15 protein-coding genes are annotated in these 16,524 nt (G+C 73.4%); 5 read left to right on the forward strand and 10 right to left on the reverse strand.

What is annotated here, in order from left to right; all coding sequences use genetic code 11:
• Window positions 1-91 precede the first annotated feature (91 nt).
• Both ACZ60J_RS08135 and ACZ60J_RS08140 read left to right on the forward strand, forming a co-directional pair.
• Window positions 92-748, forward strand: coding sequence for a DUF6629 family protein (locus tag ACZ60J_RS08135; RefSeq protein WP_469679697.1), 657 nt, complete (start codon window positions 92-94; stop codon window positions 746-748).
• A gap of 450 nt (window positions 749-1,198) precedes the next feature.
• Window positions 1,199-2,854: a GMC oxidoreductase gene (locus ACZ60J_RS08140; protein ID WP_469679698.1), complete on the forward strand. Its 1,656-nt coding sequence runs from the start codon at window positions 1,199-1,201 to the stop codon at window positions 2,852-2,854.
• Between the two features lie 121 nt (window positions 2,855-2,975).
• Here ACZ60J_RS08140 and ACZ60J_RS08145 read toward each other — a convergent pair whose 3' ends face one another.
• From ACZ60J_RS08145 to ACZ60J_RS08165, 5 genes are all read right to left on the reverse strand, one after another.
• The gene (locus ACZ60J_RS08145; RefSeq protein WP_250738006.1) at window positions 2,976-3,455 is read right to left on the reverse strand and encodes a carboxymuconolactone decarboxylase family protein; all 480 of its coding nucleotides are present in this window, start codon (window positions 3,453-3,455) and stop codon (window positions 2,976-2,978) included.
• Window positions 3,452-4,534, reverse strand: coding sequence for an NAD(P)H-dependent amine dehydrogenase family protein (locus tag ACZ60J_RS08150; RefSeq protein ID WP_469679700.1), 1,083 nt, complete (start codon window positions 4,532-4,534; stop codon window positions 3,452-3,454). The genes ACZ60J_RS08145 and ACZ60J_RS08150 overlap by 4 nt, the downstream gene beginning before the upstream one ends.
• A 64-nt stretch (window positions 4,535-4,598) precedes the next feature.
• The gene (locus tag ACZ60J_RS08155; protein ID WP_469680264.1) at window positions 4,599-4,751 is read right to left on the reverse strand and encodes a DUF6126 family protein; all 153 of its coding nucleotides are present in this window, start codon (window positions 4,749-4,751) and stop codon (window positions 4,599-4,601) included.
• 101 nt (window positions 4,752-4,852) lie between these two features.
• Window positions 4,853-5,518 carry a helix-turn-helix domain-containing protein gene (locus ACZ60J_RS08160; protein ID WP_469679702.1) on the reverse strand — a complete coding sequence of 222 codons (666 nt, stop codon included), beginning with the start codon at window positions 5,516-5,518 and terminating at the stop codon, window positions 4,853-4,855.
• 71 nt (window positions 5,519-5,589) lie between these two features.
• Complete coding sequence (locus ACZ60J_RS08165) at window positions 5,590-7,122, reverse strand: ATP-dependent DNA ligase (protein WP_469679704.1); 1,533 nt, start codon at window positions 7,120-7,122, stop codon at window positions 5,590-5,592.
• Window positions 7,123-7,754: 632 nt separating this feature from the next.
• Between ACZ60J_RS08165 and ACZ60J_RS08170 the strand changes: the two genes are divergently transcribed.
• The gene (locus ACZ60J_RS08170) at window positions 7,755-10,487 is read left to right on the forward strand and encodes an alpha/beta fold hydrolase (protein ID WP_469679706.1); all 2,733 of its coding nucleotides are present in this window, start codon (window positions 7,755-7,757) and stop codon (window positions 10,485-10,487) included.
• Window positions 10,484-11,446, forward strand: coding sequence for an ABC transporter permease (locus tag ACZ60J_RS08175; RefSeq protein ID WP_469679707.1), 963 nt, complete (start codon window positions 10,484-10,486; stop codon window positions 11,444-11,446). The genes ACZ60J_RS08170 and ACZ60J_RS08175 overlap by 4 nt, the downstream gene beginning before the upstream one ends.
• An 83-nt stretch (window positions 11,447-11,529) precedes the next feature.
• On the opposite strand, the gene ACZ60J_RS08180 is transcribed toward ACZ60J_RS08175, so the two are convergent.
• The 3 genes from ACZ60J_RS08180 to merB all read right to left on the reverse strand — a co-directional run bounded on the left by ACZ60J_RS08180 (window position 11,530) and on the right by merB (window position 13,236).
• Window positions 11,530-11,934 (reverse strand): aldo/keto reductase, encoded by a 405-nt coding sequence (locus tag ACZ60J_RS08180; RefSeq protein WP_469679709.1) that lies wholly within the window; start codon window positions 11,932-11,934, stop codon window positions 11,530-11,532.
• On the reverse strand, window positions 11,832-12,479 hold the full coding sequence (locus tag ACZ60J_RS08185) for an aldo/keto reductase (RefSeq protein WP_469679711.1): 648 nt from the start codon (window positions 12,477-12,479) through the stop codon (window positions 11,832-11,834). Before ACZ60J_RS08185 ends, ACZ60J_RS08180 begins: the two co-directional genes overlap by 103 nt.
• Before the next feature lie 136 nt (window positions 12,480-12,615).
• Window positions 12,616-13,236, reverse strand: a complete 621-nt coding sequence (gene merB, locus ACZ60J_RS08190) for an organomercurial lyase (protein ID WP_469679713.1) — start codon at window positions 13,234-13,236, stop codon at window positions 12,616-12,618.
• Between the two features lie 186 nt (window positions 13,237-13,422).
• Between merB and ACZ60J_RS08195 the strand changes: the two genes are divergently transcribed.
• Window positions 13,423-14,487 (forward strand): hydroxyacid dehydrogenase, encoded by a 1,065-nt coding sequence (locus ACZ60J_RS08195; protein WP_469679714.1) that lies wholly within the window; start codon window positions 13,423-13,425, stop codon window positions 14,485-14,487.
• 19 nt (window positions 14,488-14,506) lie between these two features.
• Here the strand turns inward: ACZ60J_RS08195 and ACZ60J_RS08200 are convergent, their stop codons facing one another.
• Entirely contained in the window at window positions 14,507-15,304 is a 798-nt protein-coding gene (locus ACZ60J_RS08200) for a sugar phosphate isomerase/epimerase family protein (protein ID WP_469679715.1), read from the reverse strand.
• Window positions 15,301-16,410 carry a LacI family DNA-binding transcriptional regulator gene (locus tag ACZ60J_RS08205; RefSeq protein ID WP_469679717.1) on the reverse strand — a complete coding sequence of 370 codons (1,110 nt, stop codon included), beginning with the start codon at window positions 16,408-16,410 and terminating at the stop codon, window positions 15,301-15,303. The genes ACZ60J_RS08200 and ACZ60J_RS08205 overlap by 4 nt, the downstream gene beginning before the upstream one ends.
• Window positions 16,411-16,524 lie beyond the last annotated feature (114 nt).

Below are 16,524 nucleotides of genomic sequence, written 5' to 3' on the forward strand. Positions count from 1 at the left end.
GGATTCTTCTTCATCCTGTCGAGTTCTTCCATGGATCCGTGCTGTCGCTGACGATCGACACCTCGGTCTACCGTGGGTTCGGGAGGGCCCCATGTGCTGGAGCGCGACGGCCGATCTGACGGCGGGCACGGTCATCACCGCCGTCGGGATCGCCTGCCTGGCCCGGACCCGCCGCCTCCGGGACCTGCCGGTCGCGGCGCTCCCGCTGATCCTGGGCGTGCACCAGCTGATCGAGGCCGCCGTCTGGCGCTCCGGCGGCGGCTGCGGACCGGCCACGACCGCCTGGGCGGTGATCGCCCTCCCGCTGCTGCCCGTATGGGTGCCGTTCGGGGTGCTGCTCGCCGCCGCGCCCGAGCTCAGACCCCGCCTGCGCCTGCCGGCCGCCGCCGGACTCGCCACCGGCGCGTACCTCGCGTACTGCCTGGCGACCCGTCCGGTGAGCGCCGAGATCCGCGGCCACACCCTCGGATACGCGGTGAGCATTCCGTGGATGCCGCTGGCGCTGGCGGGCTACCTGTTCGCCACGCTCGGCTCCCTGCTCCTCTCGGGGGACCGCCGACTGCGCCAACTCGGCACCCTCCTGGCGGCCGGCGCCCTCGTCTGCGCCGTGCTGTGGAGGCTGGAGTTCGCATCCACCTGGTGCGCCTTCGCGGCGGCCGCCTCGACGCTGATCCTGGTCTGGACCGGCGGTCGCGCGCGTTCCTCTTCTGTACGCGAGGGTGCCCGGCGGGGTGCGCCGAGCCTGTAACACCGGCCCGGGCGCGGAACAGGGGCGCCCGCCGAAGGTAAAAAGATTCGCTCGCCGATCACGGGCCCACCTTGCGGTTTGTCGCTTTTCGGCCCCGGAGCCCATGGAATGCAGCCACGACGGAGTGGCTGGATGCACCGAGGGCAGCACCACCCCGGGGCGGCGCGGCGTCCCGTCGCGCGTTCGACTTCTGACGTGGCGCATTCGGGCGGAAAGAGCCGCTCCGCAAGCACCTCCACCGAGCCCCTCCGGTCACTGCGGGGTACCCCTTCCGACACAGCGCGTGGTCGTTCCCAGCGTCCGGTGGGACCTTCGAACGCCCTCCCGCAGGCCTGCGACCGACACCACCGGCGACCGCCACCGCCGAAATAAGCCTTGACGTATCTAGTGACTTCGCAAGCGCTCGGCAGTAGAACTCGTTCTCATTCCGCCTAGAGTGAGGAAGCTCACATGAGCGACAAAGGCCTGCACAAAACCAACCAGAACGGTGTCTCCCGTCGAGGATTTCTCGGTAGAACCGGTTCCATCCTGGGTGCAATGGCCCTTGCGGGTCAGATCGCCCCGTCTCAGGCCCAGGCCGCCCCTGCCGGCGCGGCCGCCGCCGGCCCGATCGACAACGGAGCGCACGTACCGGCCCTCGTGATCGGTACCGGGTACGGCGGCTCCGTCGCCGCCCTGCGGCTCGCCCAGGCCGGCGTCGACGTCCACATGATCGAAATGGGCATGGCCTGGGACACCCCGGGCTCGGACGGCAAGATCTTCTGTAACACGACCAAGCCCGACTACCGCGCCTACTGGCTCCGGACCAAGACCAAGGCGCCGCTGAGCAACTTCCTCGGCTTCCCCATCGACTCGGCCGTCCCGCGCTACACCGGCATCCTGGACGCCGAGGAGATGGGCGGGATCATCGTCTACCAGGGCCGTGGTGTCGGCGGCGGCTCGCTGGTCAACGGCGGCATGGCGGTCACCCCGAAGCGCTCCAACTTCGGCTCCGTGCTGCCGACGGTGAACGCCGACGAGATGTACGACACCTACTACCCGCGGGCCAACGCGGGACTCGGAGTCGGCCTGATCGACCCGGCCTGGTTCGACACGGTCGACTGCTACCAGTTCGCCCGCGTCGGCCGCAAGCACGCCCAGCGCGCCGGGTTCCCCTTCGTCTTCGTCCCGGACGTGTACGACTGGGACTACATGAAGCAGGAGGCGGCCGGGACCGTCCCCAAGTCCGCCGTGGACGGGGAGATCCTCTACGGCAACAACGCGGGCAAGAAGTCCCTCCAGAAGACCTACATCGCCCAGGCGAAGGCCACGGGCAAGGTCACCATCTCGCCGCTGCACAAGGTGACTTCGGTCTCCCCCGCCTCCGGCGGCGGGTACACGGTCGTCATCGACCAGATCAACACCACCGGCGACACCGTGGGCACCAAGACCGTCGTCGCGGACAAGGTGTTCTTCGCGGCCGGCAGCGTCGGCACGAGCAAGCTGCTGGTCCGCCTCAAGGCCACCGGCGCCCTCCCCAACCTGAACGACGAGATCGGCAAGGGCTGGGGCGACAACGGCAACGTCATGTGCGGCCGGGCCAACCACATGTGGGACCCGACCGGCAAGGTGCAGGCGTCCATCCCCTGCGGCGGCATCGACAACTGGGACGCGGGCGGCGCCTTCGCCGAGGTGGCCCCGCTGCCGACCGGCATCGAGACCTACGCCTCGTTCTACCTGTCGATCACGAAGAACCCGAACCGCGCGCAGTTCACGTACAACGCGTCGACGGGCGGGGTCGAGCTGAACTGGCAGACCTCGTGGAAGCAGCCGTCCATCGACATGGCGAAGACCATCTTCGACAAGATCAACAAGAAGGAGGGGACGATCTACCGGACCGACCTCTTCGGCACCAACAAGATCTGGGGCGACCACCTCACCTACCACCCCCTCGGCGGTGCGGTCCTGGACAAGGCCACCGACAACTACGGCCGTCTGCACGGCTACACCGGCCTCTACGTCATCGACGGCGCGCTGATCCCCGGCAACACCAGCGTCAACCCGTTCGTCACCATCACGGCGCTCGCCGAGCGCAACATCGAGAAGATCATCGCCACCGACCTGTAAGGGCGGCGGACAGCACGAAGACCGGGGCCGTCGGATTCTCCGACGGCCCCGGACCCGTGTGCCGACCCGTGTGCCGACCCGTGTGCCCACCGCACGCGCTCCGCGTGCGGTGGGCCCTCGCTCAGTGGCCCGGCAGCACGCAGACGCTGTCGAGGCCGAGCACGTGGTTGAGCCGGCCGAAGGCCAGCCAGGAGCCGATGCTCATCGTCAGCTCCACGATCTCCACCTGGCTGTAGCGGGCCGTCATCCGCTCCCAGAACTCCTCGTCCAGGCCGTGGTGGTCCAGGCAGTACCGCTCCGCGTACTCCGCCGCGAGCCGGGTGCGCTCGTCGAACCGGTCCGTGGTCCGCCACTCGGTGACGGCCTCGGGGAACTCGTCCTCGACCTTCTCCCCGTCCCGGTCGGTGCGCCAGTCCAGGCAGAAGATGCAGCCGTTGATCTGCGCGACGCGCAGCCGTGCCGCCTCGAACTCCCGCAGCCCCAGGGTGGTGTGCGCGTACACCGACAGGGAGAAGTTGGCGGCGGCCATCCCGATGCCGGGCACCAGATCGCCCCACACGTACTCGATGGGGTGCTGGCCTTCGGGGATGTCGATCCTCATGACAGTTTCCTTCCGAGTTTGCCGACGGCGGGGCGCAGGGGGACGTCCAGGGCGTCGTAGAGGCCCGGTTCCGCCTCCACCAGCCAGTCGATGGCTCCGACGAGGCGCCCGACGGCGGTGGCGTTGCCTCCGGCGGAGCGGTTCTCGCCCTCGTCGGTGGCCTCGATGGTGACCTCGATGTGCGGGCGGCCCTCGATGATCACCCGGTGGGCGCCGTCGCCGCCGTCGGGCGGGGTAGGCCAGTCGGGGGCGCAGGAGGCGTGGATGCGGGTGACGTGCTCGATGACGATGCGGGGTTCGCCCTCGACGATCCCCTGGACCTCGAAGCGGATGGCGCCCTGGGTGCCCCCCTCGAACTCCCCCATCGTCCGCGTGGTGACGGTGGTGTCGAGGGCGCGCCGCTCCACGGTCTCGCGGATGTCGTCGAGTTCGACACCCAGCGCCCGGGCCATCATCCGTATCTGCCCGCCCCACACCATGGTCGGGATGGACGGCATGAGCATCATCGGCTCGAAGTCCATGGGCTGGCCCATGCCGATGAGGTAGCGGACGGAGTCCGGCTGGTCGTAGGTGGAGTAGTCGAAGATCTCCTGGCAGCGGATCACGTCGATCCGCGTGCCGAGCCCGCTGAGCAGCAGCGGGAGCACGTCGTTGCCCCAACCGGGGTCGACGCCGGAGGCGAAGAGCGAACCGCCGCCCTCCGCGACCGCGGCGGTCACCGGATCGAGGAACTCCGGTGGGGCGCTGCGGTAGTCGTAGAGCGGATAGAGGGCGGGGCTCACGACGACGGCACCGGAGCGGATCGCCCGGGTGATGTCGGCGAGCGCGTCGTCGGGGCGGATGTCGCCGGACGCCGCGTAGACGACGGCCTGCGGACGGGCCGCGAGGACCGCCTCGATGTCGTCGGTGGCCGCGACGCCCGTCTCGTAGTCGAGTTCGCCGAGTTCACCGGCGTCGCGGCCGACCTTCTCTGGATTGTGGACGATGACGGCGGCCAACTTCAGCGCCGGATGGGCCTCTACGGCACGGATGGCCAAACGGCCGACGTTGCCGGTACCCCAGACAACCGTGGAAATCATGCGCGGAGGGTAGCTTCAGGACCTGTAGGTTCCTAGAGCCGTGTACGGAAATTCCGGCCCGCTGTCACTGGTTTTGCGCACCCAGCACGAACAGCAGGTAGATGAAGAACGCGAACAGGTGGCCCACGAACAAATAGGCGATGAGCCGGATGATGAGACCGCGCGGGAACTTCGACTGCTGTGCTTGCTTCGCGTCCTGCGCGGTCGCGTTCTGCACGGTCGCGTTCTGCGCCTGTGCGTCCTGCGCGTTCGTGTCCTGCGCCTGTGTGTCCTGTGCCTGTGTGTCCTGCGTGTCGGGCATGGCGTACGGCTCCTCGGCTATCGGTGGTGTGTGGTCGTGCCGGTGCCGCCGCCGAGACACAGGCCGGCGAGGCTGCTCTGCAGCAGGGTGTGGACGAACAGCAGCTCCGCCCCGGCGGCCCCGGCCGCGCCGATCCGGTGCGCGGTGAGCGAGTCGAAGTGGGCGCTGTCCCCGGGCTCCAGCAGGTACTCGGTCTCCCCCAGGTGCAGCCGCAGCCGCCCCTGCAGCACGTACAGCCACTCCTCCCCCGGATGTACGCGGACCAGCTCGCCCTGGCTGCGGCCGTAGGGGACGTGCACGCGCAGCGCCTGCATCCCGCGGCCGGAGCCGCCGGCCTGCCAGTAGGTCCAGCCGTCCGCCTCGCGGGCGCCCGGGCCGCCGGCCCGTACGATGGGATCGGCTACGGCCGGGGTCTCCCCGAGCAGCTCCGAGACCGTCGTGCCGTAGGTACGGGCGAGCCCGAGCAGCAGCGGCAGCGAGGGCTGGCGGCGGCCGGTCTCCAGCCGCGACAGGTGCGCCGGCGAGAGCCGGGCCCGGGCGGCGGCGGCCTCCAGGGTGAGCCCGGCCCGGCGGCGCAGATCGCGCAGCTGCGGGGCCACGGTGGGCAGCTCGGCTTCGGTGCCGGTGGCGCCGGGGGACGGGTCGGCCGCTTCGTCGGGGCCGGGGGCAGGACCGGTTGTCATGCCCCGATTGAGCCAGATACTTACCTCCCTGGCAATCCACCTTGCCTCTGAGGCAAATGACCCTGTCGCGGTTACTGGTCCGCGCCGAGCACCGTCTCCACCGTGTCCGCGTCCTGTGCCCGCTTGTCGGGTCGGTGGCGCAGGACGCGCGCGAAGCGCAGGGCGACACCGGCCGGGTAGCGCGGGGAGCGCTGCAGGCCGTCGTAGGCGATCTCCACCACCAGTTCGGGGCGCACCCGGACCGTGTGGCCGTCGTCCTCGACCGCGAGCTCGCCGAGCCGTTCGGTCTGCCAGCGCAGCATCTCGTCGGTCAGTCCCTTGAAGGTCTTGCCCAGCATCGCATGGCCCCCGTCGGCGGTCCGGGCACCCAGGTGCAGATTGGACAGGAGCCCGGTGCGGCGGCCGTGGCCCCGTTCGACGGCGAGCACGACCAGGTCGAGGGTGTGGACCGGTTTCACCTTGAGCCAGTGCTTGCCGCGCCGGCCGGCCGCGTAGACGGAGTCGAGGGCCTTGAACATCACGCCCTCGTGCCCCCGGCTCAGGGTCCGCGTCCAGAACTCCTCCGCCTCGGCCGCCTGCGCCGCCGGGTCCTCGACCACGAGCCGGCCGACCCGGAACTCCTCCGGTACCAGGGCGGTGAGCTCCGCGTACCGTTCGCGCACCGGCAGATCGAGGAGTACGCGGTCCCCCGCCACCAGCACGTCGAAGAAGTAGGGGACGACCGGAAGGGTCCGCCGGGCGGCCTCGACGTCGGTGCGGGAGCCGACCCGGCTCGCCACCTCCTGGAACGGCACGGGGCGCCCGTCCGCGGGGGAACGTCCGATGACCTCCCCGTCGAGGATGAACCGGTCCCCCGCGAAGGAACGGGCCAGCTCGGCCACCTCCGGCAGCCGGCCGGTGATCTCGTCGAGGGAGCGCGTGTACACCCGGACCTCGTCCCCCTCGCGGTGGACCTGCACCCGGATCCCGTCGAGCTTCTCCTCCACCGCGCACGGCCCGAGCGCGGCCAGTGCCCCGGACACCGACTTGGCGGTGTTCGCCAGCATCGGCTGGACGGGCTGCCCCACCCGCAGGGTGACCTCGCGCAGGGCCGCCGCCCCCTCGGCGAGCACGGCCGCCGCCACCCGGGGCAGGGAGCCGTCGAGCATCGCGGCCCGGCGCAGGGCGGCGGCGGGCACCCCGGCCGCGGCGGCGACCCCGTCCAGGGCCACGGCGTCGAGCGCGCCTTGGCGCACCTCCCCGCCGAGGAGGCTGCGCAGGAACCGCTGCTCGGCCTCGGTGGCGGCGCCGAGCAGCGCGTCCAGGATCCGGCGGCGTTCGGCCTGGGCCCCGGTCCCGGCGACGGCGGCGAACCGGGTGACGGCCTCGTCGACGGCCGTCACCGTCAGGGTCGGTTCCGCGGCCGGCGGCGTCTCCCGGGCCAGCGCCCGCCAGCCGATCCCCGGGCGCCCCTGCGGGAGCCGTCCCGCGAGGTACGAGACCACCAGCGCGGCCTCCTCGGCGGGCGCGGCGGCGAACAGCTCCGCGAGCAGGGCGGTCTTCCCCGACCGGGCGGAGGTCTCACCGACCTCCCGGGACACGCGCGCGACCTCGGCGAGCAGCATGCGGCCATCCTCCCGCCGCGACGCGCCGCCCGCACCTACAGCCTGACCCCGGCGAATTCCGACCTCGCCGACGTCCGCGGCACGGTGCCCGGTCCGCAGGCCCAGGAGGGGGCCGGGGCGCAGCCCGGGAGGGGCCGGGGGGCAGCCCGGGAGGGGGGCCGGGGCGCAGCCCGGGGGGTCCGGGCACAGCCCGGAGGGACCGGGCGCAGCCCCAGGGGGCAAGGGGGCCGGGCGTAGCCCCGGGGGGTCCGGGCGCAGCCCGGGGGGCGGGCGCAGCCCGGGGGGCGGGCGCAGCCCGGGGGGCGGGCGCAGCCCGGGGGGGCGGGCGCAGCCCGGGGGGGCGGGCGCAGCCCGGGGGGGCACAGCTCCGGGGGGGCGGGCGCAGCCCGGGGGGGGGTCCGGGCGCAACCCCGGGGGGTCCGGGCACAGCCCCGGGGGGGGTCCGGGCGCAGCCCGGGGAACGGTGGAAGGGTGGGGCGGGGACGGCCCCGCAGGGCGGCGTCCGCGGCGCGGACCGCGCCCCCGCATACCGCAGCCGCGGTACACGCGGCGGCCCGCGTACTCCCTGAGGACGTCGCCGGTTCAGCCTGCGGGATCGCGGCCCCCGCCGCCCCTGCGCTTAGGGTTCCCCTATGAAGCTCCGACTGCCACGGCGCCGCCGAAGCCGCCTGCTCGCGGGCGCGGCCGCGCTCGCCGTCGTCGCGGGGGCGGGCACCCTCACGGCCGCCGCCGCTGCCGGCGACGACCCGTCCGTGCGCCGCGAGGACAAGGTCCTCGACATGCCCGGCGCCGGGATCGACATCTCGTACTTCACGGCCGGGGAGTCCGGCGGGGGCAACCGCCCCGCCGTGCTCCTCGCCCACGGTTTCGGCGGCAGCAAGGAGGACATGCGCCCGCAGGCCGAGCGCCTCGCGCGCGACGGCTACGCGGTGCTGACCTGGTCGGCCCGCGGATTCGGCCGCTCCGGCGGGAAGATCGGGCTGAACGACCCCGCGTACGAGGTCAAGGACGTCTCCCGGCTGATCGACTGGATCGCTGCCCGGCCCGGCGTGCGGCTCGACGCGGCGGGAGATCCGCGCGTCGGCATCGCGGGCGGTTCCTACGGCGGGGCGGTCTCGCTGCTCGCCGCCGGCACCGACCCGCGCGTGGACGCGATCGCCCCCTCGATCACCTACTGGAACCTCGCGGACTCCCTCTTCCCCGGCGACGTCTTCAAGAAGCTGTGGGCGGGCCTCTTCTTCACCACCGGTTCCGCGGGCGGGCTGCAGCCGGGCGCCTCCGGCCCGGCAGCCTCCGGTCCGGGCGCGACCCCGCAGGCGGCCCCGGCCGCGCCCGGCTGCGGGCGCTTCCAGCCGGAGCTGTGCGCCATGTACGAACGGGTCGCGGTGGCCGGCAAGCCCGACCCCGAGGCCCGCGCGCTGCTGGAGCAGCGCAGTCCCTCTGCGGTCGGCGGCGCGATCAAGGTGCCGACCCTGATCACGCAGGGCCAGGACGACTCCCTCTTCCCGCTGGACCAGGCCGACGCCATGGCCCGGGCTATCGCCGCCAACGGTGCGCCCGTCTCCGTCGACTGGGCGGCCGGCGGCCACGACGGGGGCATGCGCGAGGCGGACCGGGTCGAGGACCGGGTGAAGACCTGGTTCGACCGGTACCTCAAGGACGACACGGCCGTGGACACCGGCCCCGCCTTCCGCGTCTCGCGCTCCGGCGGCATCGACTCCACGGACGGCCGGGTCACGCTGCGCGGAGCGAGCGGCTCCACCTATCCCGGGCTGCTGTCGGGGCCGCGCGAGTTCGCCCTGACCGGCCGGGAGCAGACCTTCGCCAACCCGGCGGGCGGGGCCCCGCTGGCGCTGTCCGCGCTGCCGGGCATCGGCGGGCAGCTCGCCGCTCTCGGAGGCGGCCTCTCGCTGGACTTCCCCGGGCAGAACGCCCGGTTCGAGTCGGAGCCGCTGACCGCCGAGACGCGGATCACCGGGACCCCGACCGTCACCCTGAAGGTGAGGTCTACGGCCGCGGACGGTTCGGCCGTGCTGTTCGGCAAGGTGTACGACGTCAGCCCGGACGGCCGCCAGCAGGTGCTGCCGAGTCAGCTGGTGGCCCCGGTGCGGGTGGAGGGCGCGCAGCAGGACAGGACCGTCGAGCTGCGGCTGCCCGCGATCGACCACGCGGTCGAGGCCGGGCACCGGCTGCGGCTCGTGGTCGCCGCCACCGATCTCGGCTACGCCTCCCCGGCCGCGCCGGCGACGTACACCGTCTCGGCGCAGGGCCCCCTGGCCGTGCCCGTCGCGGGCGGCGTGCGCACGGCGTCCTCGGGGCTGCCCGCCTGGACCTGGTGGATGCCGCTCGGGGCCGCGCTGCTGGCCGCGGGGCTGGTGGGGATCCGGAGGACCGGCCGGGGGCCGGGCGGGACGCGGGCGGGCGTAGCGCAGCCCGACCCGGCGCTGGCCGACGTACCACTGGAGATCACGGGGCTGACCAAGCGCTATGCCAAGGCGCAGGACCGCTACGCCGTACGGGACCTGTCCTTCCGTGTCGAGAAGGGCCAGGTGCTCGGCCTGCTCGGGCCCAACGGCGCGGGCAAGACCACGACCCTGCGGATGCTGATGGGCCTGATCACTCCGGATGCCGGGGAGATCCGGGTCTTCGGGCACCAGGTCCGGGCCGGCGCGCCCGTGCTCTCGCGGGTCGGGGCCTTCGTGGAGGGCGCCGGCTTCCTGCCGCACCTGACGGGGCGCGCCAACCTGGAGCTGTACTGGCAGGCGACGGGCCGCCCCGCCGCGGACTCCCACATGGAGGAGGCCCTGGAGATCGCTGGGCTCGGCGACGCTCTGGAGCGGGCGGTGCGCACGTACTCGCAGGGCATGCGCCAGCGCCTCGCGATCGCGCAGGCCATGCTCGGCATGCCGGACCTGCTGATCCTCGACGAGCCGACCAACGGTCTGGACCCGCCGCAGATCCGCGAGATGCGCGACGTGATGATCCGGTACGCGGCCGGCGGGCGGACGGTCATCGTCTCCAGCCACCTGCTGTCGGAGGTCGAGCAGTCCTGCACGCACCTGGTGGTCATGGACCGCGGGCGGCTCGTCCAGACGGGCGAGGTCGCCGAGATCACCGGTGGCGGGGACGTCCTGCTGGTGTCGCTGGCCGGGCCGGTGGACGAGGCGGTCGTCGGGAAGATCGCCGCGCTGGAGGGAGTGGAGTCCGTGGCGAGCGCCGAGGACGGTCTGCTCGTACGGCTGGACGGCGCGAGCGCCGCCGAGCTGATCGCCGAACTCGTACGGCTGGAGGTGCCGGTGTCGGGAGTGGGGCCGCACCGGCGGCTGGAAGACGCGTTCCTCACCCTGATCGGAGGTGCGGCATGAACACCGTGACGGATGTGGACGCGCACGGGAACTCGGACGGGAACACCCGGAACCCCGGGAACGCGGAATCGCCCGCGAACGGCGACGTGACGCCGGACGGCATCGGCCGCGAGGTCGCCCACGGCTACCGGGCGAACCGGACGCTGCCGCTGCGCGTGGAGGCGCTGCGGCAGTGGCGCCGGCGGCGGACGCTGGTGATGGGCGGCATCCTGGCCGCCCTGCCCTTCATCCTGATGATCGCCTTCGCGGTCGGCGGCGGACCCGGCAGCCGGGGCGGCGACGACGGCCGGATCACCCTCATCGACACGGCGACGGCTTCGGGCGCGAACTTCGCGGCCACCTGCCTGTTCGTGTCGGCCGGGTTCCTGCTGGTGGTGCCGGTGGCGCTGTTCTGCGGGGACACGGTGGCCTCCGAGGCCAGCTGGTCCTCGCTGCGGTACCTGCTGGCCTCGCCCGTGCCCAGGGCCCGGCTGCTGTGGAGCAAGCTGGTGGTGGCCCTGGGGTTCAGCCTGGCCGCGATGGTGCTGCTGCCGCTGGTGGCGCTCGCCGCGGGTACGGCGGCCTACGGATGGGGGCCGCTGGAGCTCCCCGCGGGCGGCTCGCTGCCGGCCGGGGACACGATCGGGCGGCTCGCGATCGCCGTGGCGTTCGTCTTCGTGTCGCAGCTGGTCACGGCCGGGCTGGCGTTCTGGCTGTCGACGCGGACGGACGCGCCGCTGGGCGCGGTGGGCGGGGCCGTCGGTCTGACGATCGTCGGCAACGTGCTGGACGCGGTGACCGCGCTGGGCTCCTGGCGGGAGTTCCTGCCGGCGCACTGGCAGTTCGCCTGGGCCGACGCCTTGCAGCCGCAGCTCGAATGGGGCGGGATGATCAAGGGGACGGTGGTGTCGGTGTCGTACGCGGTGGTGCTGTTCGCGCTCGCGTTCCGCGGGTTCTCGCGCAAGGACATCGTGTCCTGAGGTCCGACCGTCGGGGGCCGGCGGGGACGTCGGGGGGCCGTCGGGGGCCGACCCCGACGGCCCCGCCCCGCGGGCGGTCGTCGTCAGCCCGCGGCAGCTCCCGCGACGGCGTCGACCTCCGCCAGGAGTTCGGCGTCGAGCGGCCGGTCCGCGACGGCCGCGTTGGCCCGTACCTGCTCGGCCGACGTGGCACCCGCGATGACGGAGGCACAGCCGGGCTGGGCGGAGAGCCAGCCGATGGCGAGTTCCAGGACGGTGCGCCCGTGCTTGTCGGCCAGCGCCGCGAGCGCTTCCACGGTGTCGAGGCGCTCGTCGGTGAGGTAGGCGTCGCGGCCTTCGAGGCGGGAGCCCGCGGGGACGGGAGCGCCGCGGCGGATCTTTCCGGTCAGCAGCCCGTTGGCCAGCGGGAAGTACGGCAGGACGCCGACTCCGTAGTGGAGGGCGGCCGGGACGAGCTCGCCTCCGCCGACCGCTGGAGCAGTGACCATTCGTTCTGGGCCGATACGAAGGGTGCCGCGCCGGTCTCGCGGGCCACGTGTGCGGCTTCGGCGAGCTGCCAGCCGCTGAGGTTGGAGTGGCCGATGTAGCGGATCTTGCCTTCGGTGACGAGTTCGGTGAGCGCGGCGAGGGTTTCGGCCACGGGAACGGCCGGGTCCGGGCTGTGGAGTTGGTAGAGGTCGATGTGGTCGGTCTGCAGGCGGGTCAGGGACGCTTCGACGGCGCGCCGGATGTAGGCGCGGCCGCCTCGGGAACCGGCGGCGGGTCCGTAGCCCATGTCCACGCCGTCGAAGCCGAACTTGGTGGCCAGGACGACCTGGTCCCGGCGGCCCTTGAGGGCCTCGCCGAGGTGGGTTTCGGAGCCGCCGGCGCCCCCGTAGATGTCGGCGGTGTCGAGGAGGGTGATGCCCGCGTCGAGGGCGGCGTCGACGACGGTGCGGGTGGCCCGGGCGTCGAGGCGCCCGCCGAAGTTGTTGCAGCCGAGCCCGATCACCGAGACCTGAAGACCTGAACTACCCAGGGGGACATGGCGCATGGTTCTCGTTCCTCCGCACTCGTCAGGCACATGATCGACAGGACGGAAGTGTAGGGCGCCCTCCGGGTCCCCCGGACCCCCGAAGGAGGGGACGGGGCCGCGCGGACTTCTGCCGGGACGTGCGGGGCGGGCGCCCTCAGAAGAGCCCGGCGAGGCGCTTTCCGATGGCCCAGCCCTCGTCCACGGAACAGACCCCCAGGCCGGGGTCGGCCGCCGCGGCCGCCTCGGCCAGTTCGGTGGTGGCGTAGAAGTTCACACGATCGCAAAAGACTTCGCGGATGTCGGCGCCCGTGGCCGGAGCCAGGGTGAGCGCCGCGGTCGCGGGAGTGAGCCCGCTGACTCCGTCGGGGGTGACGGTGAGGGAGATCGGGGTTCCGGTCGTGACGCAGCGGCCGGTGACCCGGCTGGCCTGCTCCTTGAAGACCACCGGGAACATCAGGACGTCCATGACGCACCAGCCCGTGACGCGCTGCCCTTGGAGGTCCATGGCGTAGGGCCGTTCCGGGTTGAGCGAGACCCCGGCGCCGATGATGTCCCCGCCCTCGTCGACCTCCAGGTCGAAGTCCATGGCGCGGAAGCGGTCGAGGACCTCACCGGCCGGCCAGCCCAGCAGTTCGCCCGCCACAGCCGGGGAGAGCGGACCCCGGGTCAGCAGCCCGCCCACGAGGCCGGCCCCGGCGGCCATGAGCTCCACGCCTTTGGGCGAGGTCCACTTGGCGACCAACTGATCAGACAGGTCCTGGACATGGGGATTCACGGTTTTCCTCCTCTATTGGTGGATTTTGCCCCTCTTCCAGGCTATCGGACCGTGGGGCGACGCGGCGGGCGTGAACTACGACACACTTCCGCGAGGACTGGATCGCCCCCGCCCCGTGTCGGTCCCGCCCCCGCGAGCGGGGTTCGTGACCATCGGGACCTCGGATCTCACCGCAGGAGCCGTCACATGACCCACCCCGCCTCCGACTCCACCGTCTCCCTTCCGCCCGTGGGCCGTCGGCCCGTGACCGTGCTCGCCATGAGCGCCGGGACCCGGGACGCCGTCCTCGGTGACACGGTCCTTCCGGAGCTGGCCCGGGTGGCCGATGTGGTCCCGGGGCTGCTCGTCACCGACTTCGGCCCGGCCCGCTCCGAGGCCGCCCTGCGGGAACGGCTGGCCGTGGCCGAGATCCTGTTCACCGGGTGGGGCTGCCCGCCGCTGGACGCCCGGGCGCTGGAGCTGATGCCGCGGCTCCGGGCGGTCGTGCACGCCGCCGGCAGTGTCAAACACCATGTCACCGAAGCCTGCTGGGAGCGGGGACTGCTCGTGTCCAGCTCGGCCGCCGCGAACGCCCTGCCGGTCGCGGAGTACACGCTCGCCGCCATCCTGCTCTCCAACAAGCGGGTGTTGGACTCCGCACACGCCTACCGGACCGCCCGCGGCGATGTCGACCCGCTGCGCCGCTACCCCGCCGCCGGCAACTACCGCCGTACGGTCGGCCTGGTCGGCGCCTCCCTCGTGGGCCGCCGCGTGCTGGAGCTGCTGCGCCCCTTCGACCTGCGGGTGCTCGTGCACGATCCGTACGCCGATCCGGCCGAGCTCGCCGTCCTGGGCGCCGAGGCCGTCCCCCTGGACGAACTGCTCTCCCGGAGCGACGTGGTGAGCCTGCACGCTCCCGAGCTGCCGCAGACCCGGCGGCTGCTGGACGCGGACCGGCTGGCCCTGATGCGGGACGGGGCCACCCTCGTGAACACCGCCCGCGGCTCGCTCGTCGACACCGCGGCGCTGACCGGCGAACTGGTCTCGGGGCGGCTGCACGCCGTCCTCGACCACACCGAGCCGGAGGTGCTGCCCGCCGACTCCCCGCTGTACGACCTGCCGAACGTGCTGCTCACCCCGCACGTGGCCGGTTCCCTGGGCGGGGAACTGGACCGGCTGGCCTTGTCGGCGGTCGAGGAAGTGGGGCGCTACGCCCGGGGCATCGCCTTCCGCCACGCCGTCGACCGGACCCGGCTCGGCCGCTCCGCCTGAGCCGGCCCCGGCCTGGGGATCAGAGCGGCCGAGCTGCCGCGCGGACCAGTCGCTCCAGGTACTCGCGGCCCGGCCCGAGCCGCTCCGGCAGTGCGCCGGCGTCGGGGTGCCAGCGCTTCTCGTACTCCCAGCAGAGCCAGCCCCCCGGCGGTACGAGGGCCACCGCCTCGGTGAGCGGCAGCGCCCCCTCGCCGAGCCCGAGCGGGGTCAGCTCCTGGGCGGACGCCACGTCCTTGACCTGGACGTACCCGAGGTGGCGGGCGAGGGCCCGGCTCGACTCGGCCGGCGACTCGCCCCCGAGCCAGGTGTGCAGTACGTCCCACAGCGCGCCCGCGCCCGGATGCGCGACGCGGTCGAGGACCCGGGCCGTGGCGGTCGCGGTGCGGTGCGAGTCGTGGGTCTCCAGCAGGATCCGGACCCCGTGCCGCTCGGCGAAGGGCGCGGCGGCCCGGAGCCTGCGGACCGCATGGTCGTCGGCGTCGGCCCGGGGTGGGTCGCCGCCGCCGGGGAAGACCCGTACGTGGGGGGCTTCGAGGTCGGCGGCGAGCCGGACCAGGGCCTCGATCTCGGCAAGGACGGGCTCGTCGGAGCCGGGCGCGGCCACCCGGACGTAGCCCGCGACTCCGAGGACGGTGACGCCGGCGGAGGTCAGGGTGCGCAGGCCGGCCGCGCGGTCGCCGGCGGAGCTGGCGGGATGCAGGGGCTCCTCCGCGTGCGCCCGCAGTTCCAGGCCCTGGTAGCCGTGCGTGGCAGCAAGTTCGGCGCTGCGCGCCAGCGGGGTGCCGGGCAGGCCGAGGGTGGAGAAGGCGTACCTCACGGACGGCCCCCTTCGGTGGCGGGGAGCCTGACGGCGGTGGGTGCAGTGGCGGGCGGTGGTGCGGTGGAGGCGCGCACCGTCAGCTCGGCGGGCAGCGTGGTGATGCCGCCGGGGGGCAGCGCCCTGCGGCCCGTGACGAGCTGGGCCGCGAGCACCCCCGCCTCGCGCAGCGGGACCCGGACGGTGGTGAGGGCCGGTGCGGTGTCCACGCAGACGGGCAGGTCGTCGAAGCCGGCCACGGAGACGTCCTCGGGTATCCGCAGGCCGGCCTCGCGCAGGGCCGCGGCGACACCGGTGGCGACGGTGTCGTTGGCGGCGGCCACCGCGGTGAAGGGCGCGCCGCGGCGGAGCAGTTCGCGGGTGGCGTCGTATCCGGCGGACCGCTCGAACCCCGCGTGCACGGTGAGGCCGGCGCAGTGCGCTGGCAGTTCGGGGTCGTGGTCGCGCAGGGCGTCCCGGTGTCCGGCGAGGCGCTCCCGGGTGGTGCTCAGCCCGGGCGGGCCGGCCACGTAGGCGATGTGCCGGTGGCCGAGCGTCAGCAGGTGCTCGGTGAGCCGGAAGGCGCCGCCCCGGTCGTCGAACATGACGGTGGCGACGGGGAGTCCGTCGGGCAGGGGCAGCGGGGGCCGCCCGCAGAGCACCACCGGGGCGCCGGTGGCCGCGATGCGGGCGAGCCGGGCGGCGAGCGCCCGGGTGTGCTCGGGATCCTCCACGGCGCCGCCGGTCAGGACGACCCCGCCGGCCCGCTGTCCTTCGAGGAGGGCGAGGTAGTCGAGCTCGGCGGCCGGGGCGCCCTCGGTGTTGCAGACGACGGCGAGCCGGCGCGCGCCGCCCTGCCCGCCGGGGGCCAGGGCGCTCTGCAGGGATCCGGCGAGGATCCCGAAGAAGCTGTCCGCGACGTCGTGGACGAGGACGCCGACCAGGTCGGAGGTGGCGGCGGCGAGGGCCCGCGCGGGGCCGTTGGCGATGTAGCCGAGATCCTCGATCGCCTGCTCCACCCGGGTCCTGGTGCCGCCCGCCACCGGATACCCGCCGTTGAGTACGCGCGAGACCGTGGCGGGCGATACGCCCGCGTGCGCCGCCACTTCGGCGAGTGTGACCGCCATCGTCCCCTCCTTCCGTTCCGTCCCGGGTCATCGTCTCACCCGGTGTGTGGATCTCCATAGTCGCCGATGGAGAAAGCGCTTTCTATCACCCGTAAGAGTCTTGCACCGCGACGT

Source organism: Streptomyces sp. NPDC104226 (genome assembly GCF_055584085.1).

What these genes read in the sequence shown, in the direction of transcription:
- ACZ60J_RS08160 (WP_469679702.1), bottom strand. Translation starts at nt 5,518, where the DNA reads ATGACAACCGGTCCTGCCCCCGGCCCCGACGAAGCGGCCGACCCGTCC.
- ACZ60J_RS08180 (WP_469679709.1), bottom strand. Translation starts at nt 11,934, where the DNA reads ATGGTCACTGCTCCAGCGGTCGGCGGAGGCGAGCTCGTCCCGGCCGCC.
- ACZ60J_RS08140 (WP_469679698.1), top strand. Translation starts at nt 1,199, where the DNA reads ATGAGCGACAAAGGCCTGCACAAAACCAACCAGAACGGTGTCTCCCGT.
- ACZ60J_RS08205 (WP_469679717.1), bottom strand. Translation starts at nt 16,410, where the DNA reads ATGGCGGTCACACTCGCCGAAGTGGCGGCGCACGCGGGCGTATCGCCC.
- ACZ60J_RS08135 (WP_469679697.1), top strand. Translation starts at nt 92, where the DNA reads ATGTGCTGGAGCGCGACGGCCGATCTGACGGCGGGCACGGTCATCACC.
- ACZ60J_RS08175 (WP_469679707.1), top strand. Translation starts at nt 10,484, where the DNA reads ATGAACACCGTGACGGATGTGGACGCGCACGGGAACTCGGACGGGAAC.
- ACZ60J_RS08185 (WP_469679711.1), bottom strand. Translation starts at nt 12,479, where the DNA reads ATGCGCCATGTCCCCCTGGGTAGTTCAGGTCTTCAGGTCTCGGTGATC.
- ACZ60J_RS08170 (WP_469679706.1), top strand. Translation starts at nt 7,755, where the DNA reads ATGAAGCTCCGACTGCCACGGCGCCGCCGAAGCCGCCTGCTCGCGGGC.
- ACZ60J_RS08145 (WP_250738006.1), bottom strand. Translation starts at nt 3,455, where the DNA reads ATGAGGATCGACATCCCCGAAGGCCAGCACCCCATCGAGTACGTGTGG.
- ACZ60J_RS08195 (WP_469679714.1), top strand. Translation starts at nt 13,423, where the DNA reads ATGACCCACCCCGCCTCCGACTCCACCGTCTCCCTTCCGCCCGTGGGC.
- ACZ60J_RS08150 (WP_469679700.1), bottom strand. Translation starts at nt 4,534, where the DNA reads ATGATTTCCACGGTTGTCTGGGGTACCGGCAACGTCGGCCGTTTGGCC.
- ACZ60J_RS08165 (WP_469679704.1), bottom strand. Translation starts at nt 7,122, where the DNA reads ATGCTGCTCGCCGAGGTCGCGCGCGTGTCCCGGGAGGTCGGTGAGACC.